The organism is Ornithinibacillus sp. 4-3, from assembly GCF_040958695.1.
GTDB lineage: Bacteria > Bacillota > Bacilli > Bacillales > Amphibacillaceae > CALAMD01.
On record NZ_CP162599.1, the window covers coordinates 3,215,999 to 3,241,558 of the forward strand.

The 25,560-nt window shown below is 36.5% G+C and carries 20 protein-coding genes; 7 read left to right on the top strand and 13 right to left on the bottom strand.

Features of this window, described 5'->3' with window-relative positions:
• Positions 1-73: 73 nt before the first annotated feature.
• From AB4Y30_RS15680 to AB4Y30_RS15695, 4 genes are all read right to left on the bottom strand, one after another.
• Positions 74-1,036, bottom strand: coding sequence for a P1 family peptidase (locus AB4Y30_RS15680; RefSeq protein ID WP_368653115.1), 963 nt, complete (start codon positions 1,034-1,036; stop codon positions 74-76).
• The gene (locus AB4Y30_RS15685) at positions 1,037-2,419 is read right to left on the bottom strand and encodes an amidase (protein ID WP_368653116.1); all 1,383 of its coding nucleotides are present in this window, start codon (positions 2,417-2,419) and stop codon (positions 1,037-1,039) included.
• A 216-nt stretch (positions 2,420-2,635) separates the two neighbouring features.
• On the bottom strand, positions 2,636-2,758 hold the full coding sequence (locus AB4Y30_RS15690) for a hypothetical protein (protein WP_368653117.1): 123 nt from the start codon (positions 2,756-2,758) through the stop codon (positions 2,636-2,638).
• Positions 2,755-4,185 carry a hypothetical protein gene (locus AB4Y30_RS15695; RefSeq protein WP_368653118.1) on the bottom strand — a complete coding sequence of 477 codons (1,431 nt, stop codon included), beginning with the start codon at positions 4,183-4,185 and terminating at the stop codon, positions 2,755-2,757. The genes AB4Y30_RS15690 and AB4Y30_RS15695 overlap by 4 nt, the downstream gene beginning before the upstream one ends.
• Positions 4,186-4,494: 309 nt before the next feature.
• Here AB4Y30_RS15695 and AB4Y30_RS15700 point away from each other — a divergent pair, with 309 nt between their 5' ends.
• The gene (locus tag AB4Y30_RS15700) at positions 4,495-6,069 is read left to right on the top strand and encodes a PucR family transcriptional regulator (protein ID WP_368653119.1); all 1,575 of its coding nucleotides are present in this window, start codon (positions 4,495-4,497) and stop codon (positions 6,067-6,069) included.
• A gap of 79 nt (positions 6,070-6,148) precedes the next feature.
• Positions 6,149-6,853 carry a DUF1028 domain-containing protein gene (locus tag AB4Y30_RS15705; protein ID WP_368653120.1) on the top strand — a complete coding sequence of 235 codons (705 nt, stop codon included), beginning with the start codon at positions 6,149-6,151 and terminating at the stop codon, positions 6,851-6,853.
• A gap of 224 nt (positions 6,854-7,077) precedes the next feature.
• Here AB4Y30_RS15705 and AB4Y30_RS15710 read toward each other — a convergent pair whose 3' ends face one another.
• The gene (locus tag AB4Y30_RS15710; RefSeq protein WP_368653121.1) at positions 7,078-8,433 is read right to left on the bottom strand and encodes an amidohydrolase family protein; all 1,356 of its coding nucleotides are present in this window, start codon (positions 8,431-8,433) and stop codon (positions 7,078-7,080) included.
• A gap of 241 nt (positions 8,434-8,674) precedes the next feature.
• On the opposite strand from AB4Y30_RS15710, the gene AB4Y30_RS15715 reads away from it, so the two are divergent.
• Positions 8,675-10,261: an ABC transporter substrate-binding protein gene (locus tag AB4Y30_RS15715; protein ID WP_368653122.1), complete on the top strand. Its 1,587-nt coding sequence runs from the start codon at positions 8,675-8,677 to the stop codon at positions 10,259-10,261.
• 54 nt (positions 10,262-10,315) lie between these two features.
• Here AB4Y30_RS15715 and AB4Y30_RS15720 read toward each other — a convergent pair whose 3' ends face one another.
• The 7 genes from AB4Y30_RS15720 to AB4Y30_RS15750 all read right to left on the bottom strand — a co-directional run bounded on the left by AB4Y30_RS15720 (position 10,316) and on the right by AB4Y30_RS15750 (position 18,846).
• A complete protein-coding gene (locus tag AB4Y30_RS15720; protein ID WP_368653123.1) occupies positions 10,316-10,981 on the bottom strand; it encodes an AroM family protein in 666 nt (221 codons plus the stop codon).
• A 2-nt stretch (positions 10,982-10,983) separates the two neighbouring features.
• Complete coding sequence (locus AB4Y30_RS15725) at positions 10,984-11,925, bottom strand: DUF1177 domain-containing protein (RefSeq protein WP_368653124.1); 942 nt, start codon at positions 11,923-11,925, stop codon at positions 10,984-10,986.
• A gap of 19 nt (positions 11,926-11,944) precedes the next feature.
• Positions 11,945-12,583: an aspartate/glutamate racemase family protein gene (locus tag AB4Y30_RS15730; protein WP_368653125.1), complete on the bottom strand. Its 639-nt coding sequence runs from the start codon at positions 12,581-12,583 to the stop codon at positions 11,945-11,947.
• Positions 12,584-12,609: 26 nt separating this feature from the next.
• The gene (locus AB4Y30_RS15735) at positions 12,610-14,076 is read right to left on the bottom strand and encodes a M81 family metallopeptidase (RefSeq protein WP_368653126.1); all 1,467 of its coding nucleotides are present in this window, start codon (positions 14,074-14,076) and stop codon (positions 12,610-12,612) included.
• A 334-nt stretch (positions 14,077-14,410) separates the two neighbouring features.
• A complete protein-coding gene (locus AB4Y30_RS15740; protein WP_368653127.1) occupies positions 14,411-16,027 on the bottom strand; it encodes an ABC transporter substrate-binding protein in 1,617 nt (538 codons plus the stop codon).
• A 180-nt stretch (positions 16,028-16,207) separates the two neighbouring features.
• Entirely contained in the window at positions 16,208-17,782 is a 1,575-nt protein-coding gene (locus AB4Y30_RS15745; protein WP_368653128.1) for a PucR family transcriptional regulator, read from the bottom strand.
• Positions 17,783-17,805: 23 nt separating this feature from the next.
• Positions 17,806-18,846: an aromatic acid exporter family protein gene (locus tag AB4Y30_RS15750; protein WP_368653129.1), complete on the bottom strand. Its 1,041-nt coding sequence runs from the start codon at positions 18,844-18,846 to the stop codon at positions 17,806-17,808.
• Between the two features lie 248 nt (positions 18,847-19,094).
• On the opposite strand from AB4Y30_RS15750, the gene ggt reads away from it, so the two are divergent.
• The 4 genes from ggt to AB4Y30_RS15770 all read left to right on the top strand — a co-directional run bounded on the left by ggt (position 19,095) and on the right by AB4Y30_RS15770 (position 24,777).
• Entirely contained in the window at positions 19,095-20,918 is a 1,824-nt protein-coding gene (ggt, locus tag AB4Y30_RS15755; protein WP_368653130.1) for a gamma-glutamyltransferase, read from the top strand.
• Between the two features lie 79 nt (positions 20,919-20,997).
• Entirely contained in the window at positions 20,998-22,188 is a 1,191-nt protein-coding gene (locus tag AB4Y30_RS15760) for a M20 family metallopeptidase (RefSeq protein WP_368653131.1), read from the top strand.
• A gap of 79 nt (positions 22,189-22,267) precedes the next feature.
• Complete coding sequence (locus AB4Y30_RS15765) at positions 22,268-23,458, top strand: M20 family metallopeptidase (protein WP_368653132.1); 1,191 nt, start codon at positions 22,268-22,270, stop codon at positions 23,456-23,458.
• A 71-nt stretch (positions 23,459-23,529) separates the two neighbouring features.
• Positions 23,530-24,777 (top strand): M20 family metallopeptidase, encoded by a 1,248-nt coding sequence (locus AB4Y30_RS15770; RefSeq protein WP_368653133.1) that lies wholly within the window; start codon positions 23,530-23,532, stop codon positions 24,775-24,777.
• A 61-nt stretch (positions 24,778-24,838) separates the two neighbouring features.
• Here AB4Y30_RS15770 and AB4Y30_RS15775 read toward each other — a convergent pair whose 3' ends face one another.
• A complete protein-coding gene (locus AB4Y30_RS15775) occupies positions 24,839-25,522 on the bottom strand; it encodes a phosphoribosylaminoimidazolesuccinocarboxamide synthase (RefSeq protein ID WP_368653134.1) in 684 nt (227 codons plus the stop codon).
• Positions 25,523-25,560 lie beyond the last annotated feature (38 nt).

The window sequence follows — 25,560 nt, forward strand, 5'->3', positions numbered from 1 at the left end:
AGTATCTTTTCACAGAAAAAATAGTTGAGATAGCATGCAAATGCAAACTGCTCAACTATTAAAAATATCGTCTCTATAACAAGTCCTGATATGCTGGCAATCCAGCTACCCCTTTAGCTGCTTTTGTTGCTTCAATAACTGCTTCTGCCATAACATCCGCCGCTAATGTACCAACAAGGTCTGCAGATGCTTCCATTTCCCCTGTTGCTAATGAAAATATTGTATCTCCATCTCTTGATGTATGAATGGGATAGATGGTTTTCGCTAAACCATTATGCGCCATTTCAGCCACCTTTGTCGCCTTAGGTTTTGTTAAAATTGCATTAGTTGCCACTACCCCAATTGTCGTATTTGTATTTGCTGGAGCCATAATCCCTTCATTCTCTAGCATCCATTCCATACTGCTACGAATTTTCCCATTATCGTCACGGGTACCTGCAAGTATTTCTCCTGTGGATGGATCCCGCACTTCTCCCACTGGATTTACTGCTACAATTGCAGCAACTACCAGTCCATTTGGGAATACTTTAGAAACAGAACCTAGACCACCTTTCATGGCACGATGAAATTCAGCAACCTTTCCTATTGTTGCTCCACATCCTGCGCCTACATTCCCTAATGGAAACACACCACGTTTTGCATTTTTTGCTGCTTCATAACCCATTTGCTTGTCTGGACGTATAGTCCCATCTCCGATTCCTAAATCAAAAATAATTGCACCTGCTACTAACGGCAAAGTGAGACCACCAAAAGAACTACCTAACTTTTGTTCTTCTAAATATTGCACCACACCACTAGCTGTTTCTAAACCGTAAATACTTCCGCCAGATAGGATAATTCCATGCACTTCTTCTAAGGAATGAATTGGATGAAGTCCATCTGTTCCAATCGTTCCTGGTGCGGATCCACGTACATCTACTCCACAAACTGCACCATTTTCTATAATTAAAGCTGTACATCCTGTCAATGCTTGATGATTTTCCGCGTGACCTACTTTTATACCTGGTACATCTGTAATATTATTAAATATTGTCATTTATAGATTCTCCTCTAATAATTTGGGTCTTTGATGTATTAAATTCATTTTCTCGACTGCATAGGCAGTATTTAATACAGTTGCCTCCTCAAAGTAAGCTCCAATAATTTGTAAACCTACAGGCATTCCTTCAGATAAACCACATGGAATTGAAATAGCTGGTAAGCCAGTAATGTTTGAAAAATTAGTAAAACGAAGAAGTCCGTCAAATAAACTTACTTCTTTTCCAGCTAATTGAATCCTGCTTTCGCCAATGACTGGAGGAATAACTGCCAAGGTGGGGGAAATAATGACATCAATTTCTTTAAATAATGCTTTGCATTCCTCTTCCAAGTATTTCTTTATCTCTAAGGCATGTAAATAATCAACAACAGTTGGGAGATCTTCCTTTATTTCGTCTTGAATATCTTTGCCAAAGTCAGTAGGACGCTGCATCCGATTTTCCTGATGCAGTCCAGCAAATTCAGAACGTAAAATAACAGATTGTGCCCATTTCAATTTATCAATAGATGGTAAATCAAAAGTTGTTAACTCTGCGCCTTCCTTTACTAAGTGCTCAATAACACCATGTACTATCGATTCAATTTCTGGGTTTACTTGATCAAAGAAGAAGTCTTCATGAATCCCTATCTTCAATCCTTTTACATCACCCGAAAGTCCCTGTGTAAACGTTCCTTGCCCTGTTTCTGCAATAATATCAAGCATTAGCGCCGCATCTTTTACCGTCTTTGTCATAGGTCCAATATGATCAAGTGTGGATGCTAATGGAAAACTTCCAGCATTGCTGACACGACCATATGTCGGTTTTAATCCAACAATGCCACAGGCTGAAGCAGGAATACGAATGGAACCTCCAGTATCTGTGCCTAATGCCGCAAATGCCATATGTGCAGCAACAGCAGCGCCTGAGCCACCACTAGATCCTCCTGGAATACGCCCTAAATCCCATGGATTATGTACTGCTCCATAATGTGGATTATTATTCGTAATACTCCAAGCATACTCATGCATATTAAGCTTTCCAGTAAAAATAGCTCCTCCATCCCTTAACTTTTCAATCACCTTCGCATCATGATCTGGTACAAAGTGTTGATGAATTTTCGAACCAATCGTTGAAATATTCTCTTTAATATAGATATTATCCTTTATTCCAATTGGAATTCCGTGATATTTTCCACGATAAACGCCATTCAGAATTTCCTGTTCTGCTTTTTCTGCTGCTTCCTCAGCTTCTTTGCGAGTAATTGTGATATAAGCATTTACTTTATCATTAAATTTTTCTGCATGGTCTAACACTAACTTTGTTAATTCTACTGGAGAAATTTCTTTATTTTCTATGGATGAAGCTATTTCTTCAATAGATTTAAATAAAACATCTTTCATTTGAACATCTCCTGACTTCTAAAATAACGGACAAAGAAGGATGCTAGTTTAGCTAACATCCCTTTTAAAAAATTATCATCGTAATCTATGCAAAACGAACTTCATTTGTATTAGCCTGTTAAAGAAACTATATCATAGATAAAAAAAGCTTTTTCATCTTAATCGAATGAATCTAACTACTAGTAGAAGTGCCATCTATTACTAAATAAAGATAGTTCACCAAATCTGTTTCTGCTTCAATTCATAAATAAAATAAGCAAATATTGTAATCATTAACACACCTGAAACAATAATACTTCCCCAAACCATTAACTTAAAAAACAGTAACGAGACAATCATTTTGCACTCTCCTTTTCATCTAAGCCTACTCTAATTAGTTTCTGCCAATTGAAATCTGAAGGTGCTACTAATGTTCCTAACCAACAGATTAGGAAGGATAACCAACCGCTTACAACAACTCCTTGTAAGCTACCTACTGTATAATAGGTGATATAACCGCCTATTATAGCAAATATCGCTGCGTAAAATGCAGCATTTATATTAAGCTTTTTCCAGAAAAGCCCGAATACAATTGGGAAGATAAGTGCTGCATTCATGACTCCTAAGAAAATAAGCATTTGGAGCATAGAAGTAAATTTTGGTAGACTAACAAGTAAACCGACAATTCCAATTGTAATTGTTGCTATCTTCGCAAAAGCCAATTGTTGTTTCCCTGTTGCCTTAGGCTTCATTTTCAAGTAAACATCATTTAAAACTAACGAAACAATCGCATTTAATAGAGCCGCAATTGTTGAAGCAAGCGCCGCCCATACTCCTATTAGAAATGCCCAGGATGCGAATTCTCCTCCATAAACCTGTGCAATAAATGGTGCTACTTGGTTTACTTCTTTAGGTGCTTGACCAGTTCCAAGCGCAACAAAAGCAAGAGTTGCTACCGCTAACGGAACAAAACACCAGCCAATTCCAGATAAAGTAAAGATACTAAATACCCTATCTCGACGAATAGCATAGGCCCTTTGCCAGAATGTATTATCCATAAATACCTCTCCGATTCCAAGCACTGGAGCAGCAAATAAAAATAATAAACCAGCTGGTGCTAATAAATCGAGAGAGCCAAGATCTAATTCTTTCATTCCATTATAGACAGGTGCAACACCCGTAGTAAAATATACTAATGGCGGTACAACTACTATAACAATTAGAATTAACATTACTTGAATAAAGGCTAAACCTGTCACAGAAGAAAATCCACCCATAGAAGCATATACAATTACAATTGCAAAAGTTAATATAACCGCAAGCTCGTAAGGCACCTCAAAAATTTGCTCTAATAATAAACCTCCACCAATCCCTTGAGTCATTAAAAAACCAAACACCCAAATAAAAGACATTGCAATAAAAAAATAATAGTTCTTATGATCAAATCTATGTTTAAAGAAATCTCCAACTGTTCGCCCATTAGGAAGCACTTCATGAATTCGTTTCGCTAATGGTGCGAACGCCATAACAGCAATTCCACCTAATGCTGCATAACCAATGGCTCCTAAAACACCATCATTGTAAGCAGCTTCTGGACCTGCCATTACCGTATTACCTGTAATCCAAAAGGCAAGTAATGAAGTTGTTCCAAAAGCTACTCCTAGCTTCCCTCTTCCACTAACATACTGGTCAACCGAAGACACCTTTCGAGAAATAAACCAACTTGTAATAATAAATATTGCACCTAAAATTAAAATAATAATTACATTTGTCCAAGGAATTTGCATTTACTTTTTGTCACTCCTCTTCTCCACGTCACCATACAAACCCAAATATGGTCCATAAGATACTACTACTGTAATAGCTAAGATGGTTACACTAGCAATAAGCCAAAATGTCACTCCTTCTCCCTCCTATTCTATTAATTTAAAATAATTAATAAGCGGAACTATTTAGCCAATTGATAATCATTAGACAAAATGTTAAAATGTCTTCGAACTTCTTTAAAATAAAAAAAATTAACAAATAAAACAATCGTTTCTCTAAAGTTCATCGTTTGCTAATAAGTAAATTACAATGAATAGAAAGGGATTATTATGGAATTAAAAGTAAAGGATATTTTGCATCGTCCCCATTTTGAAAACGCTGAAGTAATTACTGGCAAAAAAGGTTTAGATAAAACCATTAATTGGGTTCATGTGGTTGAAATAAATAAATTTGGTCATCTTTTGCATGGGCAAGAAATGATTCTGACTACTGGTATTAGTTGGGTTCATGACCGTACAAAATCCCTTGATTATCTAGAACAATTGATTGATAATAATGCATCTGTTCTATGCATTGAATTAACTGGTGATAAAAAAGATTTGCCTAATGAAATGCTAGAATTAGCAGAGGAACATCATTTTCCAATTATTTTATTTCATAAAGAAGTTAAATTTATTGATATTACTAAGGATATTCATAAATTATTATTAAATTACCAAGAAAATATCTGGCTAGATTTAGAAAATCTTTATAGAACGATGCATCAAAATTTAGTTTCCAATGGACCAATTGAAGAATTCATTCGTATTTTGCACCAGGGAACGAGAAAACAAATTGCTTTAATCCAGCATCAAGAGCAAGAGTGGTTTTTTCCTATCCCATCCGCTAAACAAAGAATACAATGGCTTCAAGAAATAGAGATACATGCTTATTTTTCAATCCCAATCTACTTTTTAAATGATGTCATTGCCACACTATATATTATTGAAGATGTAGAACAAATCACTGTATTCGATCAGTTTGCTGCAAATCGATGTAGTGAATTTCTAACACAATACTTTTGGAAATTCCATCAACAAATTGAAATTCAACAAGCTAAAAAGAACGAATGGTTAACAGAGGCAATAGCTGGTAACCTATCTCGAGATAACATTTTAGATTCTATTCACCAAATCGTACCACAAGCAAAAGCTGATAATATGATCATTGGCGTCGTACCACAGAACAACCAGGTATTAACAAAGAGAGCAAATGATAGTTTTCTTACTGGCACGTTAATGACCATTCGTTCCATTTTTGAAAATCACGGTTTTTATTTAATTGCAACTCGTATGAGAGAACACCATTGCTATGTTTTATTACTATTAAACCAACTTGAACCTACCACACTATATAAACGTATTACGAAATCACAGCAACTTTTCAAACAAGCAAACTCGATGATTTTCAGCCAAGATCTCATGAAATGGATTAGCTTCGGAAAGGTAATTCAAAATCCTGAACACATTCCTCAATCCTTCCAAACGGCAATGTCTACATTAAAATACCAAGAGGATATTGCATCATTGGAGGAACCTTTTTATTATCAATTGACAACATATCGTTTAATTGATCAAATGAAGAACAGGAAAGAATTAGATTCTATTATCAATGATTATCTCGGTCCACTATTACAATATGATAAAAATAAAGGAACAGAACTACTAAAAACTTTACAGATCTATTTTAAAAACTTCGGTGCTAAAAATGAAACTGCAAAAGATTTATTTATCGTAAGGCAAACATTATATCATCGCTTAGATAAAATTGAAGAAATTCTTGGGGAGGATTATTTAGAACAACATAAAAGAGTAATGATTGAATTCGCAATGTATGCATTAGACTATTTAGCAAAAACAAAATAATCTATGAATCTATTTCATCGTAGAAAACCTACTACTATGCTATTATACAAATAAGCAAAAAACGAAGGAGTGTTATTAAATGACTTTTTCAATTACTGCAAAATGCGAAAAAACTGGGCAATTTGGTGTTGCAGTTTCCACCGCAGTTCCTGGTGTTGGTGGACTATGTCCATTTGCGAAAGCAGGTGTTGGTGCGATCGCATCACAATCATTTGTTAACCCATATATCGGAATTAATGGCCTGAAATATTTGGAGCAAGGCCTTTCTGCACAAGAAGTAGCAGATAAAGTGTTAGCAGAGGATCCTTTACCTGAACAGCGCCAATTTTCTATTGTTGATAAAGATGGAAATGCTATTTCTTACTCAGGTGATCAATGTGACACATGGTATGGGCATAAAACAGGAGAAAATTATGCAGTAGCAGGGAATATGCTAGTGGATGAAAACACAGTAGCAGCTGCAGCTAAGGCATTTGAAAAAAACGCAGATTTGACGCTTTCTGATCGTTTGCTTTGTGCATTAGAAGCAGGGCAAGCTGCTGGTGGCGATAAACGCGGTAGACAATCCGCTGCATTATACGTTGTGCATGAAGAAGATTATGCTTTCTGTGACTTACGTGTGGATGAACATATAGATCCTGTAAAAGAATTACGCCGTGTGTATGAGGTAGCTCAAGAACAGTTAGCACCACTTGTTGCTATGCTACCTACAAAGAAGCATCCAGCTGGGAGATTTGATTTCGATCATTCTAGAGAGCTTGGACTTTTACAAGATGATAAATAATAATGAACGAAAAGCGCAAGTCGCGCCCTTACAGGCTAGGTACACGACGTAACGACCTAAAGGGACGTGTTTCCTTTATCTCGGTTGCGCCACTCCAATCTCTACGTTTTTCGACGCATAGGCTATCTCTGAATAAGAATAAATTTGGTGCAAAACTTTTATACTTCCTTATCTCCCCAAAAAGCTTCTGATTAACATATTACTGATAATCAGAAGCTTTTTTTCTAGTCATTTTTATAAGAAAACATCGGGAGATGGCCAATTCCTAGATTCCGTAATGTTCCAAACTTGCTTACTAATCTCCCTGCACCATTTCCACTTCGGATAATACGGTTTTCAAAAGCTACTAAATTTCCGTTTACAATAGTATATGTTGCCATTTTATCCCGTCTATCAATAATTGTCACATTAGCTAATGCTCCCACACCCAAATGCCCTACTTTTTCACTCCACCAAGGATTTTTTGTTATCTGTGTCATTAGTTCAGCAACATTTGCTGTCATCGTTGCAATCGAATCTTGCAAAGAAAGAATCCCAGCTTCCACAATTTCTAATAGTGCCGGAATATTATCACGTGTATCACCAAATCCTTTCATTGTTGCTGCACTTTGCCCATCCGAATTTAAAATTTTTACAACACCAGCTTCTAAGGCGTCATAAGCAACTTGCTGCGAAGCCTTAGTCATTAATAAACCATCACGATTCCCTAATCCTGGACGAAGCATAGAAGTAACAAATTCTGCAGAGACGTTTTCAAGCTTACATAATTCCATCACTGTTTTCATTGCATTTACTGGATCTCCATGTGTTCCACCACCTGGTGCTGTCGCATGTGCTAGATGAAGTTTTCTTCCTTTTGACAGTTCAACGATACGGTTCGCGTGCTCTGGACACTGGGTATGTGACATAAACATTAAATTAGCTTTGGAAGTAATCTCATATATAGCATCAATTTTTTCATCTGGCATAATATAATGTCCCATATGATCTTTCAACCCAATAATAAACGGAGAATTTAAATAGGCAAAAACATTTCGTGTCATTTTCTGCGCTGCGGTCTCTTCCGCAAGCTCACCCTTAAACAAAGCAATTAATTCTTCTACATCTAACATGGTTCCCAAAATATTAGGGGCACCAAGTAGCAATCCTATATTCAGCGGTATTCCGCGATCCACCTCAGCTGCTAAGAGAGAGGGTGCCATAAAGGTATTTCCTGCCCCTGGAGAAAATGCCATTGTAACCCCATCCTGTGCCGCTTCAAAAATCGGTTGAACAGAGGTTTCAAATAAATCTCCTAAATGTAAATGTGCATCAATTAATCCAGGAACAACAAGTAACCCATCACAGGGGATAATTACATCTCCCTTTTCTTCTGGAATGACATCAGAAACTTCCACGATTTCATCTGCGATAATAGCAATATCCGTTTCCATTTCTTTTTGATTATATGGATCAACTACCATTCCACCCTTTAATATCATTCTTCCGGAAAGTACTCTTTCTCCATGTGGATCTTTGACTATATTATTTTTCACATGAGCAATCGAATCTAAGAAGTTTTGTTGATATGCTTGATACATAACCTTCCCCTCCAATAGAGTTATTACAATATGCTTCCTTTAAATCTACGCCAGAAAATATGATAGATATTACAAGAATATTTTTCGAATAATTTAATTTACCGTTTTCAGAATATCGTAGCAATTAGCATGATTCAATATTGACAACGCTTTCATGATTCGTATATTATTAAAATGCTATCATAAGTGTCAAAATCCGTTTCAAACTAGCATGTTAACACACATCAGGGAGGAATTCAGAATGAAAAAAACATTTTTGGCAATCTTTGCGGTTTTTGCTTTGTTTATCGTTGGTTGTAGTCAGAGCTCTAACACAGACGAGCAAGATAATAATGATGAGAAGGAGCAGGAACAAGAGGTACAAGCTGGTGGAGAATTAAAAATTGCAGTTAGTGCACAACCGCCTACATTAGATGGACATCTTTCTACAGCAATTATCATGATGGAAATTGGTAGGAATATTTTCGAAACATTAGTAGCTCTTGATGAAAATCTAGTACCACAGCCATTACTAGCAGAATCGATAGATCGAAGCGACGATGGATTGACTTACACATTTAACCTTCGCGAAGGAGTACTTTTCCATAATGGAGAAGAAATGAAAGCAGAAGATGTAGTCGCATCAATGAACAGATGGCTTGAGAACTCTCCTTTGTCAGATACAATCGGGAATGATGCATTCCAAGAGACAGATGAATATACAGTTACTGTAGAATTAGATGAACCTGTTTCCGACTTACTCGATATCATGGCTGGATTAGGACGAGGTCAATATACACCAATAATGCCAAAAGAAATCGTTGAATCAGCAACAGAATCAGGTGTTAGTGAATACATCGGTACAGGACCATTCAAATTTACTGAATGGAGACAAGACCAGTATATTCATTTAGAAAAATTTGAAGATTATCAGTCAATAGATAGTGCAGCAAGCGCGATAAGCGGTAAAAGAGAGGCACTTGTAGATGATGTATATTATTATTTTGTTGCAGATGATTCTACTCGTTTAGCTGGAATCCAAACTGGCGAATATGATGTAGCCGACAATATGCCATTTGATAGCTATGATCAGCTACAATCAATGGATGGTGTTAATATGTATGTTGCTCCATCAGGCACTCAAAATATCATCTATAATAAAAAAGAAGGTATTATGTCAGATGCAAAATTGCGCCAAGCAGTAAATGCTGCTTTAAATACAGAAGCAATTATGCTTGCAAGCTTTGCAAATGAAAATTTATATGAGCTTGAGCACGGTTATATGAGTACAGATCAAACGAGCTGGGCAAGCTCTGCTGGAAGTGAATCTTATAATCAAAATGATATAGAAAAGGCAAAACAGCTAGCGGAAGAAGCTGGATATAACGGAGAAGAAATCATTATCATGACAACTAGTGATTATGATTACATGTACAACACAGCAGTTGTTGCTCAAGAACAGCTTAAAAGTGCAGGCTTCAATGCAAAATTAGATGTTTATGATTGGGCTACTTCAATTGATCGTCGTAACGATCCTGCAAACTGGGATATCTTTGTTACATCCACTGCATTCGTTACATCACCTTCTCAGTTATTAGCTTTAGATCCAAACTGGGGCGGTTGGACAAGCGATCCACAAATTACAGAATTGATGGAGCAAATTCGTTTATCTACTACGCAGGAAGATGCAGATGAGCATTGGGACACACTACAAGGATACTTATGGGATGAATATTTACCAATGACCATTGTTGGACACCATCACCGTATCGTTGCAGCTCGTGACCATGTAAAAGGTCTTGAAGTATTCCCTGGAGCTATTCCTTGGAATACGTCGGTTGATAAATAAAATGACAAAAAACGAAGCCTATTTTTAAAATAGGCTTCGTTTTTCAATGACCTCTTATAAATACTCCGCAGCAATACGAGCTACAAGCGTTCTTGGTAAAATAACTGGTAACCCGCTTCCTTTGATGGCTTCTTCCTTATGCTGCTCATTATAGCCAATACAATCTAAGACAATCATCGCTGCTCCTCGTTCCTTCAAGCGTTTAGCAGCTCCAATAACATCACTTTCTTCATATGGTGTTGCTGCTTCGGCAATGACTTCAAAGTGCTTCCATTTCTTTATTAATGAATCTTTTTGTTCCGCAAGTGGTATGATGATACCCAATTTCCCTTGACTCATTACTGCTTGAACAGTACTATTTAAAATTTTGTCTGGATAAAGTATTGGTTTAGTAGATTTTAAATCTGGAAAATCTCCTGTACATAGCATAATTACAACAGATACTTCACGTTCTAGCTGGGCTAATTCCTCTTGTAATAAAGGCATTAATTTAGATTTACTAATTTTTACTTGTTTTCCGTTTCGCATTCGAGAAACATAAGTGGTGTCTCCAGGAATTGGTGCAACTTGCTCAACTTCATCATCCGTAAAACGATCTAAGCCACCTGCTTCTTGAATCAGCACATCATCTCCCAAAATGCCTTGTACAGATGGAGTGACATCTACACGTGGAGATTGTCCAATTGTCAGTACACCTATCGTCTTTTTATTTTCTCCCACTGTTACTCATTTCCTTTGCCTAAAGTTTGTAAATGCTTCATAGAACCATATAGCTTTTCCAAACGTGCAAATTCTTCTACATCATAAAATTCAAAGTTACCTAGTGTATACTCTTTTGCAACTTCAATTGCATATCGAACAGCTTGAGCAACATCTACTTCATGACTTGCTCCAGTTCCACAGCCCGGAACAGCAGTTTTTGCTGTAATTGCTACACCAACTACTGGTGCATCTGTTGCAACTGCTGGCTGCAGGATACTATTCAAATGATATACATCATTTCCATAAGGTGTAATATCCTGGGTAGTTACTGTAAAGGTTACTGGTAATTCACCTGTTGTCATTTCCATAATTCGTATTAAATCATCTGAGAATTTTAATACCCAACCTGATTTAACTGTTGGAGAAATTGCAATACCACGGTGGTTAACAATTCGATTCCCCTTTGTAGTATCGATAGAAATAATCGCATCCATTTCTGGTAATACCTCATAATGATTCATTTCTAAAATATCTACTGGAGAGCCCATAAAATCAACAGGCTCATGTGGTTCTGTTGGTGCATTTGGACAAATATGTGTGGTGATATATACATCTCCTGGTAGACGATCTCCCTTTTCTGTCATATTTGCTAGCTTTAATGCAGTAGATACTGCTGCTGCCGCTCCATCTCCATCTGATACAAAACCTATTCTAGATGGACGAGCTCCTAATCCTCCAAGTCGACCAACAATACCTAGGGAAGGTGCATTACCTCCAGTAAGCTTTCCATTAGTTCCTTTGACTACTACTTTGATAAAGTCTGTTGAACCTTCTGCCCCTGCTACTGTTTGATAAGAAGCCTCCACATGTTCAAAACCTTTAAATAAATCAACTACCATTTTCCCACTTGCACTTGCATCATCTAATAATTCCATTGCTTCCATTGTATATTTCAAAGACATAATTATTTATCTCCTTCATTTAATTTATTCCGATTAACTGATATCCTATCGCTTGTGCTTCCACGAGATCAATGATAGGTATGTTTATACGATTTTTCAAATAATCTTTTAGATGGATTGTCGAAAATCCAGTACAAGCAAATAAAATAACATCCGCACCAGACTCAACAACATCCTTAATTACATGATACAAATCTTCTTTCGCATTCTTCGAGAACAAATCAGTTGTTTTCCGGATGTTTGGTGAAAAAGAATATGAATAGAACTTTTCTCCAAGTTCGTGCACCATATTAGGAGGTGCAATATCTCTAATCCCAATAACTCCAACTTTTCTACCAACCATACTTGCCGCATGAACACCGCAAACCCCAGCACTTATTACTGGTATATCAATTGCTTGTCTTGTCTCTTCTAATGCTGGATCCGCCGCGCAACTAATTGTTATAGCACGTACCTCATGTTGCTTGGATATTTGCTCCGCAGTTTCAACAATTTTCGGTATCGCTATCCTTTCAGATTCATCGTCAAAAATTCCATTCGGTTGATTTAGAATACATTGAGTAATCGATTTTACATCAGCATACGCATGCATCATTTTTGCATGTTCGTATAGCACGTCATCGTTATCGGTTGTTAATACTCTGATTATTCCTAGCATATTTTTTATCTCCTATACTAATAATTTTAAAAATGTACACCCTCATCCATTGGATACATTGGCCGATTTATTCTTTGATAATTAATCTTTTTAAGATTAGAAGAGCTGAGTCCACGTGATTCTACAGTAATAATTCTCGCACTGATTTGCTCATATGCAGCCCTAAAATGTTGAGAAGATTTTAAAGCTACTATCTTATACTCCGAAACATCGATTCCGTGAAGTAGAAAAATTTGCTCATCAAAAACTTGTTCTTTTTTGGAACAAACAATAATATCAACTCCACCTACTTGAAGTCGAGCAGATTTTCCATTATCCACTTTCATTCCTGCCAACATGGGAGTTGTATAATTAAATCGTCCATCTGACAGCGACTTTACATATGCTTTTATTATTAATGGATCTCCGTGATATTTATCTGTTTTTCCTCCCAATTTCACATCGATAAATGAACCGGGTCCTACTTCATGCGCAATTTGTGCAACCTCAGGATCACAAATACAACCAAAACAAGCATTTGTTAATTTCTTATCTAACATCGCTTTTAATAAATATGTACCGTCTCCAGGTGCTCCTCCGCCTGGATTATCTGATGTTTCATTAAGAACAATTGGATTTCCCTTTATTTTTAAAGCTGCTTCTATTCCTTCTGCTGGACTTAAGTAGTTCGTTGCAAATTTATCACGTTTTTCCCAAATCTTTTGTGCAATTGTTTTTGCAATGTTTTCTGCTAAAACGGAATCATCATTAGTAATAGTCAGGACTGACACACCGGCATGTGGTATATCAGATTGGGTAAAACCGTGAAAGAAAGTACAATCAACCACTGCATCATTTTTTTCTTGTTCCCAACAAAGTTCATTAATATCTTTTGCGGGTGACAGGTTAGTGGTTGAAGCAGGAATCATTAACGGTAATTTTTTGAGACTCATAACTGGTTTTAAATGGCCCTCTAGCATTTGTTTGATCATATCAATCGCTTCTTGTCCTCTCTCATAGCCATCTATATGTGGGTAAAAGTTAACCCCAAGAAGTACGTCTGCATATTGGACCATTTTATCTGTAACGTTTGCATGCAAATCTAACGTGGCAACAATAGGAACATTTCCTGCAATCTCTCTTACCGCTTCTAAAACATTTCCCTCTAGGTCGTCAATTCCTTCTGCAACACCTGCGCCATGTAAACCTAAGCAGATAGCGTCATATTTTTTAGCATCTTTAATAGTTTTCAAAAGATTATTAAGCATCAGATCATATGTAGCTTTTGTTATTGTCCCTGATGGTGTAGCGTTTGCAGAAAACAAAGGAATTACATCAAAATCATAATGTTCTGCTTGGTCAATCATTCCTCCAAGATAAAAACGAACACCTTTATGAGTTTTAATAATATCGTCTCCATATGACCATTCCATTGCTTTGAACAAATCTACTGTTGTTTTTATATTGGAAAAGGTATTCGTCTCATGAAAAATTTGACCTACTAAAATTTTCATAAATGGTTCCTCCTATTATTGAAAACAGACGAAGTCATAATCAAATTTTATTATCTATTAAGCTACCTTTAGAACTTGGAGTATGTTATTCCGCTTAACTTTTGCCAGCCTTGGGCAATCTGTAGCTTATTCAACCTAATACTTAACGAGTTTATGCCAATCCTCCGCCCCATTCAATAAACTTCAGCTTTAACTGCTGAACGAGTACTTGAAGAGTATACTCCCTATAAAATGCATTAGTCATACTCCTCAGGGGAAAGTTTTTGTTTTCCTATTTTAATAAATAATAAGCTTACCTAACCCCATTATAAAATGACGGGGTTAGGTGCTTTAATTATTTATTTATACTTGTATTCCATAATGGCATCATAATTGGACGGTCCATCACAACAAGATTTTCTACATTTTTATTCGCAGCAATGATAACTGGTACTGCACCAAATTGTGTAAATGGCACATATTCTGTCCAAGAATAAGCCTGCAATTCATCCCAAATTGCTTTTCCTTCTGTTAAATCCATTGTTTTACCAATTTCAGACATCATTTCAGAAATCTTCGGATCATCTGTCCATCCAGGCCAATCACTTCTTAATGTCGGAATTTGCGTCGGTGTTGTTGAATAGTTAAATCCTGCTGTTAATAAATCCCAGTTTCCTGGCTCACCACGTTTTTCAACATGAGTTGCCCAATCATATACATCAATAGATACATTCATACCGATCTGTTTTAATTGTTCTTGCACAATAACAGCAATATTATAATGATATTCAATATCACGGCTTGTTAATAAGGTTAATTCTTCTCCGTTATAACCTGCTTCTTCTAAAAGCTGTTTAGCTTTTTCAACATCCGCCTGATTATATCCTTCTTCTCCTGCCTCACTATACCAATTAGCAACATCTTGGTTCATATAGCTATGACCCATTCGATATAATTCTTCATTTGCAAAGGCACCTAACATTGCGTCACTAGCATTTAGTGCAGCATTTACTGCTTGTCTCATTTTCACATCTTGAAAAGGTCCTTCTTTTTTATTGTATACAAGATTCATTGTTCCAAAATATGCACTGTAAACATTTAAATTCTCATCATTTTTTACTTGCTCATAATTATCGAATGCAACACTAAAGGCAATATCAAACTCTCCTGTTTGCACCCCTGTTAATAATGTAGATGTATCCTTCGTGATATAAAAATAAAGATCCTCTACAAGTGCTGCTTTCTTCCCTGCTAGACCACTTGCTGGTTCATCTACTGCAACATAATCTGTAAATGCCGTTAAATGAATGTATTGATCCTGTCGCCATTCTTCAAATTTAAATGGACCTGTTCCAATATATTCATTTACTCCGCTGCTGCCTGCTTCATCAATAACTTCTTTAGGCATAATTGCTGGATATTGTCCTTGTCCGGCTAATAAATCTAATATATCTGATTGTGGACTTGGTATAGTCATTACAAATGTATATTCATCTGGAGCTTCAAAAGTAGCTTCCTGTAATGCTGCTAAGGCTGTGCCTGCAACTTCCTTCCATCTATTCATAGAAGCTAAAACATCCTCAGAAGTCATTTCACTTCCATTATGGAATTTTACTCCTTCACGTAATTTAAATGTAAATTCTGTTCCTTCATCATTCGCTTCAACCGATTCCGCCAACATAGGAACTGGTTTATTTTCCTCATCTAATGTCAATAAGGTTTCATAGATATTTATACTAATATCTCGTACAATTGCTTCTGTTGTCATTGGAGCATCTAATGTGGTTGGTTGCGACATAATACCAACCTTTAATTCACCTTTTGGTTCTGAGTCAGTAGCTCCGGAACCGGTGTTTTCTGATGAATTAGGTTGATCCGTTCCTTCCTGCTCTCCTTCCGCATCTTCATTATTGCTACAAGCAGCAATAACGAGAATGAACGCTAGCATCATGAACAGAAAAATTTTCTTCATTGCCTTCATCTCCCCATTTTTTTAATTCTCTAAGAATCAATAGATAATTGAACGATACTTAACTTCATTATAAATCTTTAGAATTTTCTAGTATATGGGCAAAACGTGACAATTTAAGACAAGCTTATTTCCCAAATAGGAAATAAGCTCTTTTCTGCGTTTCAAATATTGACTTCCTGTTCACTTTGTTAAATTCCATATCTTCAAACAAAACTGTAAAACAAATAATGTTTCAGCATCATTTAAGTCCATTTGAAGCTCTTGTTGAATCCGTTGCAGACGATAATTAATTGTTCTTCTATTTACAAATAACCTTTGCGCAGTATGAGAAACATTCCTATTCTCTTCCATATACACATTTAATGTTTCTAATAAATGATGATCCACATTTAATAATGGAGTTAATAATCCTTCAGCGTATTGCCTCACATTTTCCTGTCTGCTTAAAGGAAGTAAAAACATATAAATACCAAGCTCGTGATAAGAAACTACTGGTTTATCAGGGAAAAGGCTTGTACCAATTGATAATGTCTTCTCTGTAAACTCCTTCTGTTTCTCTAAATCATCAAGGTTAGAAAAACGATTACTAATAGCAATACGCACATCAGCAATCATTGTTTTCGCAAAGGCTTTAGCTAATCTTTCTTCTATTGGCTGGGTTTCCAGCATATTTCCTTTAGCAACTGGAAGTAAAACAAAGACTTTCTCTCCATATTCAATAATGGAATACGATTGATTAGAAAATTTCTCCATACTATAGGCTAAATATTTACGATAAATACACATGTAATAAATAAAACTGGCATGCTCCTCTAAAATATGTCCATTTAAACCTCTTTCCAAATAAAGCAGAATATAGTGTGGAGCAGGATTTTTCTTTATATGAAATAATGTTAAATCCTGCAAACGTTGTTGTTGAATTTCATTTAATTCGCTCATCCAAGTGGTAAATATTTTGTTCTGTATCATTTTAATTGCTGTTGGATGAAATAAATGCTGTTCTTCATGACTTGAAGAAAGGAAATGAATATAAGCTACTTGACGGTTTTTCTCAATAAAAGGCAGGATAACACGATGACGCATACCTTTTTCTATATGATGAACAGCAGATGATTCCATCAATTCCATTCTCCATTTTTCCAATGTTTCTTCCGCTTTCTCATGATGAGGTTTAGAAAATAATAAAAAATCCTTTCGCCAATCATCACTTTGTACACGTCTCGAATGAACCAAAAGACGCCCATGCATGTCCTCTATAAAAATCGTACATTTCAATTTATCAGCTAAATCATTAATAAGCTCCTCCATATGCAGATAAGATTTAGCTTCTATTTCATAAAGTGGATGTGCAGATTTAGGTAAATGTGTAATTTCATTCATATGTAGTCGCGCATATAAAGGAGTTAAAATACTAATGTAAGATACCTCTTTAGGTAAAATAAATACAGGAATCTGATGCTCATCAGCTAATTGGATAAACTTTTCTGGCAATACATCTATAAAGCGACCCAGCTTTATCATAATACCAGCACCCTGTTTTTCAATAATATCTTTCATCACCTTTATCTGCGCTTCTACATTATCCTTCACAGAATAAAACGTCGTAATAAAGAAGGCACCCTCTGTCATCCAATTAGCCAGATCAGGTACCTCCATCACTTCAATAGATGTAATTTGTCTATGAAGTCCTTCTTTTCCTGCAATCACATAGGTTTTATATGACTTACCAATTTGTAATACATCTGAGACTCGCATCACAAAACAGCTCCTCTTCCCTACTAAAAATCCTTTTGTTGTTTGCGAACTAGCTTATCTAAATGCTCAAGTTCTACCATTAGCTTTACAATACTACTGGAAACAGGGAAAATATCAATCCATTTTTCGATTTCAGATTGTTGTAATTCATTAATTAAATCATTAATCGTTAAATTCATCACACTAAAGCTTTCTTTCTGCATTTCCTTTTGAACAGTGATTTTCCCTTCGTATGTCAGGATAATATTATCCTGATATTCCACAATACTTGCTACTAATTTCTTTACTAAAAAGGATTGATTTGTAGAAATAGCCTCTACTTTTTTTATTTTTTCATCTAGATTTTCTACTAAGTCAAATTGTAATTCAATAACTTTTAGCATTTGTTTAAACACAACTACATTGCGCAAGAATGCATAGCGCTTTCGAATCAGCATACTGCCCTTTTCATCATCAATCACTTGAAGATAATCTTGTACTGATTTAATATTCTTTTGTAATTCTTCTTCTTTCTTCTTTAATTCTTTTACTTTCATCATCTGATTAGGAATAACTCTTAATAAAAATCCAGTCTGTTCAAATGACTTCTTTATCTTTTCATAAATTAACTTTTGATGATTCGGTGGGAAGATTAACATATTCACTAAGAATGCCGCCGAAATCCCAATCACAATTAAAGAGAGACGATCGTATAAATAAATCAAATTGATGGTCCGTTCACCTGATAACATAATACTGGCAATCGTTAAGATCATAATATTCACCGATTGCTCCCAGCGCATCTTCATACTTAATGCGATTGCTAAAATCACCGTAATACCAATAGATACAGGATGCAAGCCTAATGTATAAGCTCCTGCTAAGGCAAATATAATACCGAGTATAGTAGATAGTGTTACTTCTTTTACATATTTTACGGAACGCATGATAGATGGCTGCATAGCTACCACCGCAGTAATAACAGAAACAATTCCTAATTCAATGTTATATGATTCAGTTACTAATATTGCTAAAGCAACTGCTAATCCTGTTTTCATCATTCGTGGCCCGATATTAAAATTCATAACTCATCTATCTCCCTCATACTTTCTTCACTACTTATTATATTATGTTTATTCTTTTCCTATTATCATATCATGGAAACATTATTTTTATTGTCTTTTTGAATACGGCACTCTAAATAAAATTAAGAAAATTTGTAAGCCTTTTCCATTTTTAGAAAACTCATAATTTGCTATAATAAATGACAATTGTATGAATTAACCTCCGTGCTTATTTTAGTGCGGAAAAATATTATTGGGGGAACTTAAATATGCACACCTTTCATGGCGGAGCTGTCGCAAGCGAAAGCCCAGAAGCTGCTCAAGCAGCTATTGATATTATGAACAAAGGAGGAAATGCTGTTGACGCTGCTGTTGCTGCCGTTGCAGTCCAAGGCGTAACACGACCATTTTCAGGAGGAATTGGTGGTGGTGGATTCATTAATATTTATTTAGCGGAAGAAAATCGTCATCTAATCTTAGACCATCATACATTAACATCAGCAGCATTCGGTCCAGAAGCTTATGTATATCCAAAAACTGGTGAAATTTATCCAATGGATGTACGAATTTCATCTGGTATGGCTACAGCTGTTCCTGGTGCTCCAAAAGGCTGGGAAGAAGCAGTAGAGAAATATGGAAATTTAACATTAGCTGAAGTATTACAGCCAGCAATTGAGGTTGCCGAAAATGGTTTTACAGCAACTCCTAACCTTATTCGTGAAATCAGTGAAAATGCAACACGCTTCCGTTTATTCCCAGAAACTGCGAAGCTTTATTTAGATGAAGATGGTAATGTACCTGAGGTTGGTACATTGATTAGAAATCCAGATATGGCTAAAACATATCGACTTGTTGCTGAACATGGGAGTAAGGTCTTTTACGAAGGTGAAATTGCTGAAGCCATTATAAAAACTGTTACACAACCGCCCGTTAGCGAAAATCCTGATTTTGCTGCAATAGATGAGGATTGGAAGGAAGAATACGGAGTGATTGCTGGAAATATGACATTAGAGGACTTAAAAAATTATGAAACATTAACCTATAAACCTCTTAAAACGACCTATCGTGGTTACGATTTGTATCAAACTCGCTCTGTATCAAGTGGCGGTATTACGATTGGCCTTGCACTTAATATATTAGAACAGTATGACCTGAAAAACATGCCAAGAACAAAAGCAATGCATTACTATATTGAAGCAATGCGCCATGCTTTTGCAGATAGAACTGCTTATGTTGGAGATCCAAAGCATGTTGCAACACCGGAAAAAGGGCTTGGTGATAAGGCATATGCAGTGGAACGCAGGCAGCTTATAAAGGATAATATTGCTTCTACAGCACCAGTTGCACCAGGAGATCCTTGGCCATTTGATGAAGCCATAAAAGCAGAAGAAAATGAGCAGCAAGCTACTTATAAAATAGCCGGTACAGAAACTCCTGAAAAAGAAAATAAACGCCCTGAACAATGTACCATTCATTTAACAGTTTCAGATAAAGATGGAAATGTTGTTAGCTTTACAAATACCATTTTGTTTATTGGTGGAAACGGGATGGTTGTACCTGGATATGGATTTTTGCTAAATGATATGTTATTACGTGTCATTCCTATGAATCCACCTACTCATCCGGATTATCCAAGACCAAATATGAGACCATTAAGTAATATGTCTCCAACTATCGTATTAAAGGATGGTAAGCCTGTTATCGCATTAGGAAGTCCAGGCGCTGAAACAATTGTATCTACAGTACTTCAAACAATTGTTAATTATATAGACTTTGATATGAGCTTCCCTGATGCGATTGCTACACCACGTCTTACAGAATTAAATCATGAGGATGGGCATACTCGCTATGAAAGCCTTTTTGAAGGACAGTATCAAAATCCAGATGGTTCAGATTTAATTGAAGAATTAAGGAAAATGGGACATCAATTATTAGCTGATCCGAAAAAACAAGGTACTGGATCTGTCACAGCAATCGAATTTTTCCCAGATGGGAAAGTACTTGCAGTTGGGGAACCAATTCGTCGCGGTGGTGGGACAGCTCTTGTCCAGCATCCTACAAAAGAATCAACTCAGTCTCATCTCGCAGAGTAAGTAAAGCTTCAATCCGTAGAAAAGAGAATTCTATGGATTGAAGCTCTATATTATATATTAATCAAAAGGGGATAGTATAGTGGATATCAAAGCATTACATACAGATTTAGAAGAACTTTTTCCAAAAATGGTAGAGATTCGTCGTGATTTACATCGTCATCCTGAGCTAGCTTATCAGGAAGTTCGCACAGCAAAAATCATTGCAGATTATTTAGAGAATCTCGGTATTGAGGTTCGCACAAAAGTAGGGGGCAATGGAGTTGTTGGTACACTTAAAGGTGGAAAGCCTGGTAAGACTGTAGCTATCCGCGCCGACTTTGACGCATTACCAATTCAGGATGAAAAGGATGTAGAATATAAATCTACCATTCCAAATGTTATGCATGCTTGTGGACATGATGGACATACAGCAACACTTTTAGGTATTGCAACTGTCTTAGCGAAGCATCGTGATGAATTAGAAGGTACTGTCGTATTCCTACATCAACATGCTGAAGAGGCAATTGGTGGTGCTGCACCTATGATTGAAGATGGCTGTTTAGAAGGTGTAGATGTCGTATTTGGAACACATTTATCAAGCACAGAGTCTGTTGGAGGTATTTACATTCGCTCCGGTTATATGATGGCAGCAACTGACGGATTCGAAGTGACTATCAATGGTAAAGGAGGACATGGTGCATCTCCTCATGAAACAGTAGATCCACTTGTAATCGGAAGTCAGCTTGTTATGAACCTACAACAAATTGTCAGTCGTAATGTTGATCCGATTGAATCCGCTGTTTTAACAGTTGGCTCTTTCCATTCCGGAAAAGCGTCTAACGTCATTCCAGATACAGCAAAAATTACGGGTACTGTTCGAACTTATGTCCCTGAAATTCGTGATTTAATGGAGAAGCGTATCACCCAGCTTGCCAATACAGTTTGCCAAGGTAATGGTGCTACTTGTGAAATAAAATATCACCGAGGATATGACGCGGTATGGAACCATCCAGCAGAAACGACTTATATAGAAGATATCGCAGCAGAGGCCATCGGTGAAAATAATGTGATTGAATCCCCACCATTAATGGGCGGAGAGGACTTCGGATACTTTATGCAAAAAGTCCCTGGAACTTTCTTCTTCACCGGAGGAGCAATGGATGATGCAAACCTTGTGTTCCCACACCATCACCCACGCTTTGACTTTAACGAAGAAGCAATGAAAGTAGCAGGAAAAGTATTGTTATCTGCAGTAGCAAAAGCAAATGAAGCAGAGATCGGAAAGAAATAGAAATTTTTAGAAGATATTTACATTCATGGTTCCGCGCTCTACAATAATAGATAGGACTTATACAATAAGGAGAGATTTCATGGATATTAAACAATGGCATCAAGATTTAGAAGAACTTTTTCCAAAAATGGTAGAAATCCGTCGTGATCTACACCAACATCCTGAGCTTGCTTATCAAGAAGTTCGTACAGCAAAAATTATTGCAGATTATTTAGAAGACCTTGGTATTGAAGTACGTACGAAAGTTGGAGGTAATGGGGTCCTTGGAACAATTAAAGGAGGAAAACCTGGTAAAACTGTAGCTATTCGTGCAGATTTCGATGCTTTACCTATTCAAGATGAAAAAGATGTAGAATATAAATCTACTATTCCTAACAAGATGCATGCCTGTGGACATGATGGACATACAGCGACACTTTTAGGTGTTGCAACTGTCTTAGCGAAGCATCGTGATGACTTAGAAGGTAATGTTGTTCTCATTCATCAGCATGCAGAAGAAGATATCGGCGGCGCTGAGCCAATGATTGCAGATGGCTGCTTAGAAGGAGTAGACGTTGTATTTGGAACGCACCTCTCAAGCACGACGCCTCTTGGAGAAATATCTTGTAGTCCTGGTTATGTCATGGCTGCAACAGACTTTTTTGATATTGTAATTAACGGAAAAGGTGGACATGGTGCATCTCCGCATCAAACAGTTGACCCTATCGTTACAGCAAGTCAATTAGTCATGAATTTACAGCAAATCATTAGCCGTAATGTTGATCCGATTGAATCTGGCGTTGTAACTGTAGGTTCATTCCATTCCGGAGAAGCACCGAATGTTATTGCAGATAGTGCAAAAATCACTGGTACTGTTCGTACATACCTTCCAGAGGTTCGAGATTTAATTGAGAACCGTATTAGTCAAATTGCTAATGCAATTTGCGAAGGAAATGACGCTACTTGTGAAGTACAATATCATCGAGGCTATGATGCAGTATGGAATCATCCAGCAGAAACAAAATATCTTCAAGAGGTTGCTTCAGAAATTATTGGAGAAGAAAATGTTATTGAAGGACCACCTTCTATGGGTGGAGAAGACTATGGTTACTTCATGCAGAAGGTCCCTGGGACATTCTTCCATACGGGTGCAGCATTGAGTGATGCTAGCTTAGTTTACCCACATCATCACCCACGTTTTGACTTTGATGAAGATGCAATGAAGATAGCAGGAAAAATCCTATTATCTGCAGTTGCAAAAGTAAATGATGCAGACATCGGGAAAAAATAAGACACGAACAAAACGTCACCGGAAAATTTTTCCCTGACGTTTTTTATATATGGAAAGAAGGAGTTCAGTAGATGAATAAACTAGAAGAGAAGATTGTAAGTTATATAGAAGAACATGCTGATCAATTAATTGAGTTATGTAGTAAGCTTATCCAGTTTAATAGTGAAAATCCACCTGGTGATTCTAAACCAATCAGTAAATACATTGAATCCTTTTTAGAGCAAGAAAATATCTCGATGGATTGGTATGAAGCTGGAGAAAATATGTGGAATATCACCTCTACCATTGGTTCAAATCATGGGAAAACATTAATTTTCTGTGGTCATACAGATGTAGTTCCTGCTAGTGATTTAAGCCGCTGGGAATTCGATCCCTTTTCTGGGGAAGTAAAAGATGGATGGATTTTAGGTCGTGGAGCAAGTGATATGAAAGGTGGTCTTGCTGGATTAATTTTTGCTTTCTATGCGCTTAAACATTTAGATATTCCTCTAGATGGTAAGCTAATGTTAGCTATCGTTCCAGATGAAGAAACTGGCGGCGAGCTTGGAGTTCCATGGTTGTTAGAACGTTCTTTAATTGCTGGAGACGGTTGTATTATTGCCGAGCCTTCTTCCCCATTAAATCCAACGATTGGGCAAAAGGGTTCCTGTTGGTTTCGCTTAACTGTATCTGGCAATCAAGCACATGGTAGTCTTGCACCTTTGGCAGGAAAAAATGCGATTATTGATGCAATGAAAGCAATTGATACGATTAAAGAACTTTGGGATATGGATATTCGTGTTCCTGATGAAGTTCAATCTCTTATTAATATTTCTAAAGAATATATGAAGAACATGGAGAATACAGCTTATTATGAAGTATTAGAACGTATTACAGTTAATATTGGCGTAATCCAAGGTGGAACTAAATCCAATGTTGTACCAGATCAATGTATGGTAGAAGTGGATTGCCGCCTTCCTTTTGGTATCAGTAACGAAGAAGCATTAATGCATATACGTAGTAAACTTGATCAGCTTTCTATCGACTATACACTGGAGCCATTTGGATTTAAGAGTTCAGCTAATTATACCTCAGCAGAAGATCCTATCTGTCAGGCCGTAATGGCAAGTATTGAGGATATTACCAAAGAACACGCATATGGTGTAATGCAGTGGGCTAGTAGTGATGCACGCCACTTCCGTGATTATCAGATTCCTGTACTACAATATGGCCCTGCTTATTTACCAAGCATCCATAATTTTAACGAGAAAGTATTAGTAGAAGACGTCATACGTTGTGCAAAAGTATATGCATTGACTGCGTTAAAGTTTTTAACTTAATCCAATAAAACAAAGCTAGAACTAAGTATTCTAAAATACTCGGCTCTAGCTTTTTATTTAATTAACCTAACAGTAATTTAACCAAATCCAATGGCTCTACATACTTACCATCTTTATATACACGCATATTTCCTGCAGAAATTTCATCAATAAGAATAATTTCTCCTGTTTCTGCGTCACGACCAAATTCTAATTTAATATCATAAAGAACTAATCCCTTTTTAGCTAGTTCGTCTTTTACAATTGTAGAGATATCCTGTGTTAATTTCTTTAATACCTCATAATCTGCTTTAGGTAAAACATCTAACATATGTAATGCATCTGCAGAAATAGGCGGATCTTGACGTTCATCATCTTTAAGTGTAACTTCTACGAAAGCATCTAAATCTTGACCTTCTTCACAATACGCACCATAACGACGTAAGAAGCTACCAACTGCTTTAAAACGGCAAATAACTTCTAATCCTCGACCGAACACTTTTGCATTCTTTACTTGCATCGTTGCTTCTTCAATATTTGCTTCAATAAAATGTGTAGGGATGTTTTTTTCTGCAAGTTTACTAAAAAAGAATTCTGTCATACGTAAACCAGCTTTACCCATACCTTCAATCGTTAAACCAACAGTATTAGCACCTGGATCGAATACACCGTTCTCCCCTGTTACATCATCTTTAAATTGTAATAGGATATTTCCGTTTTCTAATTGGTATACGTTTTTTGTTTTTCCTTCATAGGTCAAATTCATCTTTGATTTCCCTTCCGCTTCTTTAGTAAATTCATTTT

Excerpts from the sequence above, each read along its gene's own strand:
- AB4Y30_RS15680 (WP_368653115.1), bottom strand. The coding sequence starts at position 1,036 with ATGACAATATTTAATAATATTACAGATGTACCAGGTATAAAAGTAGGT.
- AB4Y30_RS15685 (WP_368653116.1), bottom strand. The coding sequence starts at position 2,419 with ATGAAAGATGTTTTATTTAAATCTATTGAAGAAATAGCTTCATCCATA.
- AB4Y30_RS15690 (WP_368653117.1), bottom strand. The coding sequence starts at position 2,758 with ATGATTGTCTCGTTACTGTTTTTTAAGTTAATGGTTTGGGGAAGTATT.
- AB4Y30_RS15695 (WP_368653118.1), bottom strand. The coding sequence starts at position 4,185 with ATGCAAATTCCTTGGACAAATGTAATTATTATTTTAATTTTAGGTGCA.
- AB4Y30_RS15700 (WP_368653119.1), top strand. The coding sequence starts at position 4,495 with ATGGAATTAAAAGTAAAGGATATTTTGCATCGTCCCCATTTTGAAAAC.
- AB4Y30_RS15705 (WP_368653120.1), top strand. The coding sequence starts at position 6,149 with ATGACTTTTTCAATTACTGCAAAATGCGAAAAAACTGGGCAATTTGGT.
- AB4Y30_RS15710 (WP_368653121.1), bottom strand. The coding sequence starts at position 8,433 with ATGTATCAAGCATATCAACAAAACTTCTTAGATTCGATTGCTCATGTG.
- AB4Y30_RS15715 (WP_368653122.1), top strand. The coding sequence starts at position 8,675 with ATGAAAAAAACATTTTTGGCAATCTTTGCGGTTTTTGCTTTGTTTATC.
- AB4Y30_RS15725 (WP_368653124.1), bottom strand. The coding sequence starts at position 11,925 with ATGTCTTTGAAATATACAATGGAAGCAATGGAATTATTAGATGATGCA.
- AB4Y30_RS15730 (WP_368653125.1), bottom strand. The coding sequence starts at position 12,583 with ATGCTAGGAATAATCAGAGTATTAACAACCGATAACGATGACGTGCTA.
- AB4Y30_RS15735 (WP_368653126.1), bottom strand. The coding sequence starts at position 14,076 with ATGAAAATTTTAGTAGGTCAAATTTTTCATGAGACGAATACCTTTTCC.
- AB4Y30_RS15740 (WP_368653127.1), bottom strand. The coding sequence starts at position 16,027 with ATGAAGAAAATTTTTCTGTTCATGATGCTAGCGTTCATTCTCGTTATT.
- AB4Y30_RS15745 (WP_368653128.1), bottom strand. The coding sequence starts at position 17,782 with ATGCGAGTCTCAGATGTATTACAAATTGGTAAGTCATATAAAACCTAT.
- AB4Y30_RS15750 (WP_368653129.1), bottom strand. The coding sequence starts at position 18,846 with ATGAATTTTAATATCGGGCCACGAATGATGAAAACAGGATTAGCAGTT.
- ggt (WP_368653130.1), top strand. The coding sequence starts at position 19,095 with ATGCACACCTTTCATGGCGGAGCTGTCGCAAGCGAAAGCCCAGAAGCT.
- AB4Y30_RS15765 (WP_368653132.1), top strand. The coding sequence starts at position 22,268 with ATGGATATTAAACAATGGCATCAAGATTTAGAAGAACTTTTTCCAAAA.
- AB4Y30_RS15770 (WP_368653133.1), top strand. The coding sequence starts at position 23,530 with ATGAATAAACTAGAAGAGAAGATTGTAAGTTATATAGAAGAACATGCT.
- AB4Y30_RS15775 (WP_368653134.1), bottom strand. The coding sequence starts at position 25,522 with ATGAATTTGACCTATGAAGGAAAAACAAAAAACGTATACCAATTAGAA.